Genomic DNA, 8,432 nt, shown 5'->3' with positions numbered 1-8,432 from the left:
GGCCCGGCGGGGGCACGGGCGCGGGCCGGGGCTGGTGAAACACCGTCCCTGGGGGGGTCGCCGGGCTTACAACACGGCGCTTTATTGGGCCGCGGGGGGGGCGGGCCCCGGCGGCGGCGTGGACCGCTGCGTTGCGCGGTCAGTTGGCCAGCTGGCAGGTGGCCGGCTTGGCGGAGGTGAACAGGCCCGGGGTGGCCCATTCCGGGTGGTCGATGAACGGGTTGCGGTTGCCCTGGAACGAGTAGATCACGTCATTTCGCGCACGCTCGGCATCGTCCGGCGGATCGGACAGGTGCCAGTCGATCAGGGTCGACAGCAGGCCCATGTAGGCCGGCGAGCTGCTGGTCTTGACGATCTTGCTGCGGTCGTCGGTCAGTTCCAGGTCCGGTTCGGACTGGCCGGTGGCCGCATCCTTGCCGCCCTCATAACGGATGGCCATGTACATCACCGCACGCGCCATGTCGCCCTTGCGCTTGCCCCACACCTCGAAGGTGCCGGTGTTGCCGTCGGGGGTACGCACCCAGTTCGAATTGCCCGGGTAGCCGCCGCTGCCGCCGCCCTGGCCGTTGTTGGCCTCGGTGGCGCGCTCGCCGCAGTTGGCATCGCACTTGCCGAACGGCTTGTTGCCGCGGTCGGCATTCCACTGCGCATCGGTCAGGTACAGCATGTGGGTGTCGGTGTACGGGGCGTACGGCAGGCCCTTGTCGCCGGTGGTGCTGGCAAAGCCCAGTGAGTTCGGCCAGGTGTGCTCGCGGTTGTAGGTCAGGCCGCTGCCCGTGCCCGCACGGCTGCTCACCTTGGTGTAGCTGTGGTTGCGGTAGGCGTCGAGGATCTTGCCGCTGTTGTTCGGATCTTCGTCGGCGATTTCCAGGATGGTCCAGGTGCTGGTGCCCGAGCCGCTGTACGGGTAAGCGGTGTGGCCCTTGATGGTCTCGTGCAGCGAGCAGCGCAGCTGGCTCGGGCTGGAGGTGTTCACCTTGGAGTAGTAGCCCGCCGGGGTACCTGGGTTGCCGGGATTGCCGGGGTCCGGATTGCCCGGGTCCGGGTTGCCGGTGGTGCTGGCCACGGTGAAGGCGATGCGGCTGTCAGCGGCCGGGCGTGCGCCCTGGCTGTCGGTGATGCGCGAGGCGCGGATGTCGAAGCGGCAGGCCTCACCGGCCACCAGGGCGGTGTTGGTCGACAGCTTCACGGTCTTGCCGCTGGCCGGCCAGGTCAGCGGCACGCTGCCGGAGGTGCCGCAGCTGAGGGCGAAGGCGCCGCTGGCCAGGTTCACCGTCTCGCTGAACACCACTTCCAGATCGGCCGCGGCCGGGAAGGTGCTGCTGCCCTGCGCCGGAGTGGTGGTGGTCACCGACGGCGGGGTGTTCGGGCCGCCCGGGGTGCCGCCACCGCCGTTGAAGGTCTGGTTGTTGTTGCAGCGGCCGAAGGTCTCACCGGCCGACTCGGCCCAGGTGAAGTGGGCGTACTGGCTGCCGCTGCCGGTCAGCTGCAGCGAGGTGCCCGGGGCGGTGCTGTTGGTTTCGGCAACCGGAATGTTCTGGCTGGTCATGCCGGCGGCGGGGCCACCGGAGGCGGTGATGGCGCCCTCGTAGCTGAGGAACTGGACCACCTTGCCGCTGGCGTCGACCAGGGCGATGCCGTCGTTGGGGCCGTTCTGCAGGCCGTTGGTCGGGTAGGTGACCACGGCGATCGTCGCGCTGCCGCAGCCGGCGGCGCTGCCAGCCGGGACCAGCTTGTTGTCGTAGACCACGGCGGCCGAGGCGTTGGCGCCGTTGTACAGGTACAGGCGGTAGCCGGACAGGTCCTCGCCGGCGGTGGCGACCACTTCGATGGCTTCGCCGACGTCACCGGCCGGGGTGCTGTCGTCGTAGTGCAGTTCGTTGATGAAGACCTCGGCCTGGGCCGGCGCGGCGACCAGCGCCAGCAGGCAGGCGGCGGCGAGCGGGGACAGCAATCGCATCGACTACTCCTTGTGATTGGGAATGCCGGGCGAGCCTAAGGCCGAACGCGTGACACTTTGTCGTAACTGAACGCCAGATATCTGGCACTGAGACGCAGTTCACCAAAATTGCCGAAACCCGTCGGTGCGCGCATCTGTTCGCCGCCGCAGCGCACCGTCGAAATTTTTTCTGCGGCGGGGCTTGAAAGGCCCGGGCACAGCTCCATCTCTGTCCTGCTCCCGACCTGTCGGGTTTTTTCGCGAGCAATGCTGGCAGTCACCTGGGGTGAGTGCTAACATCGCCAGACTTTTTTAGACCAATCAATAACTTAAGAGGTCTCACATGAGCATCAAGCCGCTGCACGACCGCGTTGTGGTCAAGCCGATCGAAGCCGACGAAATCTCCGCCGGTGGCATCGTCATTCCGGATTCGGCCAAGGAAAAGTCGACCAAGGGTGAAGTCGTCGCCGTCGGCCCGGGCAAGGCCCTGGACAACGGCACCTTGCGCGCTCCGTCGCTGAAGGTCGGCGACAAGGTCATCTACGGCCAGTACGCCGGCAGCTCGTACAAGAGCGAAGGCGTCGAGTACAAGGTCCTGCGCGAAGACGACGTGCTCGCCATCATCGGCTGAGCCTCGGCGCGACCTGCTTTCCTGTAAGACATCCCTTTTCGTCGCCGGGCCCGGCCCGGCGCAAACATCGAGGTAATCGCAATGGCTGCCAAGGATATTCGTTTCGGTGAAGACGCCCGTTCGCGCATGGTGCGCGGCGTCAACGTTCTCGCCAATGCCGTCAAGGCCACCCTGGGCCCGAAGGGCCGCAACGTCGTGCTGGAAAAGAGCTTCGGCGCTCCGACCATCACCAAGGACGGCGTCTCCGTCGCCAAGGAAATCGAACTGGCTGACAAGTTCGAGAACATGGGCGCGCAGATGGTGAAGGAAGTTGCTTCCCGCACCAACGACGACGCTGGCGACGGCACCACCACCGCCACCGTGCTGGCCCAGGCCCTGATCCGCGAAGGCGCCAAGGCTGTGGCCGCCGGCATGAACCCGATGGACCTGAAGCGTGGTATCGACAAGGCCGTCGTGGCCGCCGTTGCCGAGCTGAAGAACATCTCCAAGCCGACCGCCGACGACAAGGCGATCGCCCAGGTCGGTACCATCTCGGCCAACTCGGACGAGTCGATCGGCCAGATCATCGCTGACGCGATGAAGGAAGTCGGCAAGGAAGGCGTGATCACCGTTGAAGAAGGCTCGGGCCTGGACAACGAGCTGGACGTGGTCAAGGGCATGCAGTTCGACCGCGGCTACCTGTCCCCGTACTTCATCAACAACCAGCAGTCGCAGACCGCTGACCTGGATGACCCGTTCATCCTGCTGCACGACAAGAAGATCTCCAACGTCCGTGACCTGCTGCCGGTGCTGGAAGGCGTTGCCAAGGCCGGCAAGCCGCTGCTGATCGTTGCCGAAGAAGTCGAAGGCGAAGCGCTGGCCACCCTGGTCGTCAACACCATCCGTGGCATCGTCAAGGTCGTGGCCGTCAAGGCTCCGGGCTTCGGCGACCGTCGCAAGGCGATGCTGGAAGACATGGCCGTGCTGACCGGCGGCACCGTGATCTCCGAAGAAGTTGGCCTGTCGCTGGAAAAGGCCACCATCAAGGACCTCGGCCGCGCCAAGAAGGTGCAGGTTTCCAAGGAAAACACCACCATCATCGATGGCGTGGGTGACAAGGCTGCCGTCGACGCACGCGTCGGCCAGATCAAGACCCAGATCCAGGACACCTCCTCGGATTACGACCGCGAGAAGCTGCAGGAACGCGTGGCCAAGCTGGCCGGCGGCGTTGCCGTGATCAAGGTCGGCGCTTCGACCGAAATCGAAATGAAGGAAAAGAAGGATCGCGTCGACGACGCCCTGCACGCTACCCGTGCAGCCGTTGAAGAAGGCGTGGTCCCGGGCGGCGGCGTTGCTCTGGTCCGTGCGGTCACCTCGCTGGCTGGCCTGAAGGGCGCCAACGAAGACCAGAACCACGGCATCCAGATCGCCCTGCGTGCGATGGAAGCCCCGCTGCGCGAAATCGTGGCCAACGCCGGTGAAGAACCGTCGGTCATCATCAACAAGGTCAAGGAAGGCACCGGCAGCTTCGGCTACAACGCCGCTACCGGCGAGTTCGGCGACATGCTGCAGTTCGGCATCCTGGACCCGACCAAGGTGACCCGTTCGGCGCTGCAGAACGCTGCCTCGATCGCTGGCCTGATGATCACCACCGAAGCCATGGTTGCCGAAGCTCCGAAGAAGGACGAGCCGGCCATGGGTGGCGCGGGTGGCATGGGCGGCATGGGTGGCATGGGTGGCATGGGCGGCATGGACTTCTAAGTCCACGCGTTCCCGACGTAATGAAAAACCCCGCCGGAAGGCGGGGTTTTTTTATGCCAGCAGATCACGCCGTGCGTGGATGAACCGCCTGCGGCCTCAACCGCGCAACGCGCGCCGATCCAGCCAGACCTTGGCGATGAAAAACGTCGGAACACCGCCATACAGCACGCCCTTCACCCAGGGCAGCCCCAGCTGGTAGGCAATCAACGCCCCTGCGGCCATGCCGACCAGGCCGATGGCGGCCGCCCTGCGCTGGCGCTTCAGCTGCTGCATCTCCTCCTGCTGGCGCGCGGCGATCTGGTCACGCCGGTCGTCGGGCTGCATCACGGCGCTGGCAATGGCATCGGCTTGCGAAGGGGTCATGCGGGGTCCAGAGAGACGGGGGTCTGGTTCTTATACTGCGCCGCCCGCCAAGGTCGCGTAAATCCCGCGCCGCCTGGGTCCAGCACCCAGTAGATCCACGCCATCCGTGGATGAAGCACTACCGTCTTGGAATCCGCCTCCCTCCAAACTATGATTAGCCGCCTAATCACATCGGTGGCCGCAATGCTGGAAGCAAAACACACCGCCCTCATCGACGAAGCCGCCCGTCGCGGCCACGCCAACCTGGCGCAGCTGCGCCTGTGCTTCCAGCTGCTTTCCCTCTCCACCGCCATCGACCGCGACTGCGCCACCCGCCTCGCACCGCATGGCCTCAGCGAAGGCCGCTTCATCGTGCTGTTCCTGCTGCATGGCGCCGGCGGCACACTGCCCCCGCACGAGCTGGCTGAACGCGCAGGCGTCACCCGCGCCACCATCAGTGGCCTGCTGGATGGCCTGCAGCGCGAAGGCCTGCTGCAGCGCAGGCACGATGCCGACGACGGTCGTCGCCTGCAGATCGTGCTGACCGCCCGCGGCAAGCGCCTGGCCGAGGAACTGTTCAACCAGCACACGCAGTGGATCGGTGGACTGTTCAACGGCCTGGACGCCAGTGAACAGGCGCAGCTTTCACATCTGCTGACCAAAGTCTGGCAGCACACCGACAGCGGTCGGGACGCGACGCCGTGAGTCAGGCCATCAGCGCGGCGCGGCAGCACGAACTCGACACCGGTCTGGTCGCCAGCACGCATCTGGCCGAGTGCCTTGCGGTGGACTTCGCAACGTTGCTGCAGACGGCTGCGGCGCTGCCAGACGCCGCCGTGCAGCGCATGCGCGATGCCGCCAACAAGGGCATCACCCAGCGCATGGCCCTGGCGGCAACACTGTTGCGCGAAGCGGGGCAGGGCGATGTCACTCACTGGCAGTCGCATCCCTCCGACACCGTGCGTGGTTGGGCCTGTTACCTCATCGGCAGTGATGCCACGTTGGGCCTCAGTGAGAAGCTGCAGGCGATGCAGCCACTGGCCGATGACGCGCACTTCGGCGTGCGCGAATGGGCCTGGCTGGCGGTACGAGGCGACCTCGTAGCCGCGCCGTTGCAGTCGCTGACGCTGCTGCTGCCGTGGACAAGCGCAGCCTCGCCCTACCTGCGCCGCTTCGCCTGCGAAGCACTGCGCCCGCGCGGCGTCTGGGCCACCCACATCGCGCTCTTCAAACAACAGCCGCAGCACGCGCTTCCGCTGCTGGAAGCACTGGCCAACGACCCCGAGCGCTACGTACAGGACTCCGTGGGCAACTGGCTCAACGATGCCAGCAAGACGCAACCCGAGTGGATGCGCGACCTTTGCGCGCGCTGGCAACGCGAGCACAGCAGCGCAGCAAACGCGTACATCCGCAAGCGCGCCCAACGCTCCCTCCGGTAACGCCGCCCGCTAACCGGCAACGCCACCACGCCGGTAGTGCCGGCCGCTGGCCGGCAAACCCATCAACCCAAGGAAGGCCCCAATGCCCCACATCCTCATCGAGCACTACACCGCCACTACCGCTTGGGCAGCACTCCCGCCCGAACAGCGCAACGCCTTCTTCGCCCGCATCGGCGCCGGCATACAGCAGTTCGACGCGGCGCGCATCACGCCGTTGGCCATGGGCCGGATCGCGCGTGATGTACCGCATGGCAGCGTCGAACAGTTCTACGCCGTCTGGCAGTGCGCTAGCCGCGCCGACGCCGATGCACTGGTCGCCGGCATCAGCGCCACAGGCTGGCATGAGTACTTCACCACCACCAACACGGTAGGCGCCGTGGATGCCATGCCGCAGCACCTGCAGGACCTGACTGCGATCTGATCCGGCCACCCATGCTGTTGCCATGACGCAATGGCGGCACATGCGCCTGTCACCGATACGCGGTAAACATGACGACTGCCCATGTCCACCCGCAGGGAAGTCGATCATGCAGAGCAAGCTCCAGGTCACGCTGTACGGAACCCTTGGCGACAGCCCGGCACTGCAGTTGCCCGGGCTGGAAGGGCCGTCGGTCGCCATCCTGGAATCTACCCTGCGGCAGCTCGTCTCCGATCTCTACACCGCCCGCTCCCTGCTCAACCCCGAGCAGCTGGACGAGGCGCAGAAGGAACTGGACCGCGTGGTGGAGCGCTGGGTGGACATCCACGAAGGCCTGCTGCTGGATGTGGAAGTGCACGGTAAACGCTGACGCGGCCACTGCCTGAACAGCTCCCGCAGTTGCCGATGAAACATTTTGCACTGCGCAAAAGCTGTGCTATCAATACACCCCATGAACGCCGTCCACGCCAACTTTTATTGGTATTACTTTCCGAAGCCCCAGGCGGAGGAAGGACTGCGCTCACCCTGAAGAAACCTTCAGACGCATTCCCGAAAGCCGCCAGCGAACCTGGCGGCTTTTTTCGTGTCGCCACGCTGCGGACCCCCAACGTTCCGGAGAACCCCGCAATGCCCCCGCACACCGACGACCTTCGCATCCGCACCATCGAACCGCTGACACCGCCCGCCCAGCTGCTGGCGATGCTGCCCTGTGACGATGAAGCCTCCGACACCGTCAGCGCCTCGCGCGCGGCCCTGCACGAGATCCTGCATGGCCGTGACGACCGCCTGGCCGTGGTGGTGGGCCCGTGCTCGATCCACGACCCGCACGCCGCCATCGAATACGCCCAGCGCCTGAAGCCCCTGCGCGATGCGCTGGCCGGCGAACTGGAAATCGTCATGCGCGTGTACTTCGAAAAGCCGCGCACCACGGTGGGCTGGAAGGGGCTGATCAACGACCCGGATCTGGATGGCAGCTTCAAGATCGACAAGGGCCTGCGCATTGCCCGCGGCCTGCTGCGCGACATCAACAAGCTGGGCCTGCCGGCCGGTGTCGAGTTCCTCGATGTGATCTCGCCGCAGTACATCGCCGATCTGGTTGCCTGGGGCGCCATTGGCGCGCGCACCACCGAAAGCCAGGTGCACCGCGAACTGGCCTCGGGCCTTTCCTGCCCGGTCGGCTTCAAGAACGGCACCGACGGCAACGTCAAGATCGCGGCCGATGCAGTGGGCGCAGCGTCCAACCCGCATCATTTCCTGTCGGTCACCAAGCAGGGTGGCACCGCCATCGTGTCGACCACCGGTAATCCGGATTGCCATGTGATCCTGCGTGGCGGCAAGCAGCCGAACTACGACGCGGCCAGCGTTGGCGAGGCCTGCCAGGCGCTGGCCAAGGCCAAGCTGCCGACGCGCCTGATGATCGATGCCAGCCACGCCAACAGCCTCAAGAACCCCGAAAACCAGCCGAAGGTGATCGAGGACATCGCCACCCAGCTGGAAGACGGCGAACAGCGCATCGTCGGCGTGATGGTGGAAAGCCATCTGGTCGGCGGCCGCCAGGAACTGGTGGAAGGCCAGCCGCTGGTCTACGGCCAGAGCATCACCGATGGCTGCATTGATTGGGACACCACCGTGGACGTGCTGGAGCGCCTGGCCGCTGCCGTGCGCGCCCGTCGTGAAGTAAAGGTGTCCGAAGCCGCTTGATCGCGGCACGTGTGTGGATGGCGGCCAGCGCCTGCGGGGGTGCGGCCGCGATCAGGGTCGGTCGGAGTTGGAGGCCGACCCGTCCGCACCGGCGATGCGCCTGGCGCTGCGTAAGTGCGACAGCGCCAGGTACATCGCCGGGGTGGTGACACCGGTTCTCTGGTAGATCCACGCCACGCGTGGATATGAGCCACAATCCGGCATCCTGTCCCTTCGGCTGCC

General features: G+C 65.8%; 9 protein-coding genes. 7 read left to right on the top strand and 2 right to left on the bottom strand.

Going from position 1 to position 8,432, the window contains the following annotated elements; genetic code table 11:
• Positions 1-139: 139 nt before the first annotated feature.
• The gene (locus ACVOK1_RS09615; RefSeq protein ID WP_481561879.1) at positions 140-1,960 is read right to left on the bottom strand and encodes an endonuclease; all 1,821 of its coding nucleotides are present in this window, start codon (positions 1,958-1,960) and stop codon (positions 140-142) included.
• A 322-nt stretch (positions 1,961-2,282) separates the two neighbouring features.
• Between ACVOK1_RS09615 and ACVOK1_RS09610 the strand changes: the two genes are divergently transcribed.
• Complete coding sequence (locus ACVOK1_RS09610; protein ID WP_481561878.1) at positions 2,283-2,570, top strand: co-chaperone GroES; 288 nt, start codon at positions 2,283-2,285, stop codon at positions 2,568-2,570.
• Positions 2,571-2,651: 81 nt separating this feature from the next.
• On the top strand, positions 2,652-4,310 hold the full coding sequence (groL, locus tag ACVOK1_RS09605; protein WP_481561877.1) for a chaperonin GroEL: 1,659 nt from the start codon (positions 2,652-2,654) through the stop codon (positions 4,308-4,310).
• A 96-nt stretch (positions 4,311-4,406) separates the two neighbouring features.
• Here the strand turns inward: groL and ACVOK1_RS09600 are convergent, their stop codons facing one another.
• Complete coding sequence (locus tag ACVOK1_RS09600) at positions 4,407-4,673, bottom strand: hypothetical protein (protein ID WP_481561876.1); 267 nt, start codon at positions 4,671-4,673, stop codon at positions 4,407-4,409.
• Between the two features lie 183 nt (positions 4,674-4,856).
• On the opposite strand from ACVOK1_RS09600, the gene ACVOK1_RS09595 reads away from it, so the two are divergent.
• The 5 genes from ACVOK1_RS09595 (at position 4,857) to ACVOK1_RS09575 (ending at position 8,210) form a co-directional block, all read left to right on the top strand.
• A complete protein-coding gene (locus tag ACVOK1_RS09595; protein ID WP_481561875.1) occupies positions 4,857-5,357 on the top strand; it encodes a MarR family winged helix-turn-helix transcriptional regulator in 501 nt (166 codons plus the stop codon).
• Complete coding sequence (locus ACVOK1_RS09590) at positions 5,354-6,091, top strand: DNA alkylation repair protein (RefSeq protein ID WP_481561874.1); 738 nt, start codon at positions 5,354-5,356, stop codon at positions 6,089-6,091. The genes ACVOK1_RS09595 and ACVOK1_RS09590 overlap by 4 nt, the downstream gene beginning before the upstream one ends.
• Before the next feature lie 82 nt (positions 6,092-6,173).
• The gene (locus tag ACVOK1_RS09585; RefSeq protein WP_481561873.1) at positions 6,174-6,512 is read left to right on the top strand and encodes a DUF6616 family protein; all 339 of its coding nucleotides are present in this window, start codon (positions 6,174-6,176) and stop codon (positions 6,510-6,512) included.
• A gap of 106 nt (positions 6,513-6,618) precedes the next feature.
• Complete coding sequence (locus ACVOK1_RS09580) at positions 6,619-6,879, top strand: hypothetical protein (protein ID WP_108770152.1); 261 nt, start codon at positions 6,619-6,621, stop codon at positions 6,877-6,879.
• Between the two features lie 257 nt (positions 6,880-7,136).
• Entirely contained in the window at positions 7,137-8,210 is a 1,074-nt protein-coding gene (locus ACVOK1_RS09575) for a 3-deoxy-7-phosphoheptulonate synthase (protein ID WP_108770151.1), read from the top strand.
• Positions 8,211-8,432 lie beyond the last annotated feature (222 nt).

This window comes from Stenotrophomonas sp. STEN087 (genome assembly GCF_056759115.1).
Note: the sequence above shows the minus strand (reverse complement) of the source record. Positions and strands in the feature narration are given on the sequence as shown.

Bases quoted from the DNA above. Each gene is read 5' to 3' on its own strand.
- ACVOK1_RS09600 (WP_481561876.1), bottom strand. From the start codon at position 4,673: ATGACCCCTTCGCAAGCCGATGCCATTGCCAGCGCCGTGATGCAGCCC.
- ACVOK1_RS09610 (WP_481561878.1), top strand. From the start codon at position 2,283: ATGAGCATCAAGCCGCTGCACGACCGCGTTGTGGTCAAGCCGATCGAA.
- groL (WP_481561877.1), top strand. From the start codon at position 2,652: ATGGCTGCCAAGGATATTCGTTTCGGTGAAGACGCCCGTTCGCGCATG.
- ACVOK1_RS09575 (WP_108770151.1), top strand. From the start codon at position 7,137: ATGCCCCCGCACACCGACGACCTTCGCATCCGCACCATCGAACCGCTG.
- ACVOK1_RS09580 (WP_108770152.1), top strand. From the start codon at position 6,619: ATGCAGAGCAAGCTCCAGGTCACGCTGTACGGAACCCTTGGCGACAGC.
- ACVOK1_RS09615 (WP_481561879.1), bottom strand. From the start codon at position 1,960: ATGCGATTGCTGTCCCCGCTCGCCGCCGCCTGCCTGCTGGCGCTGGTC.
- ACVOK1_RS09595 (WP_481561875.1), top strand. From the start codon at position 4,857: ATGCTGGAAGCAAAACACACCGCCCTCATCGACGAAGCCGCCCGTCGC.
- ACVOK1_RS09585 (WP_481561873.1), top strand. From the start codon at position 6,174: ATGCCCCACATCCTCATCGAGCACTACACCGCCACTACCGCTTGGGCA.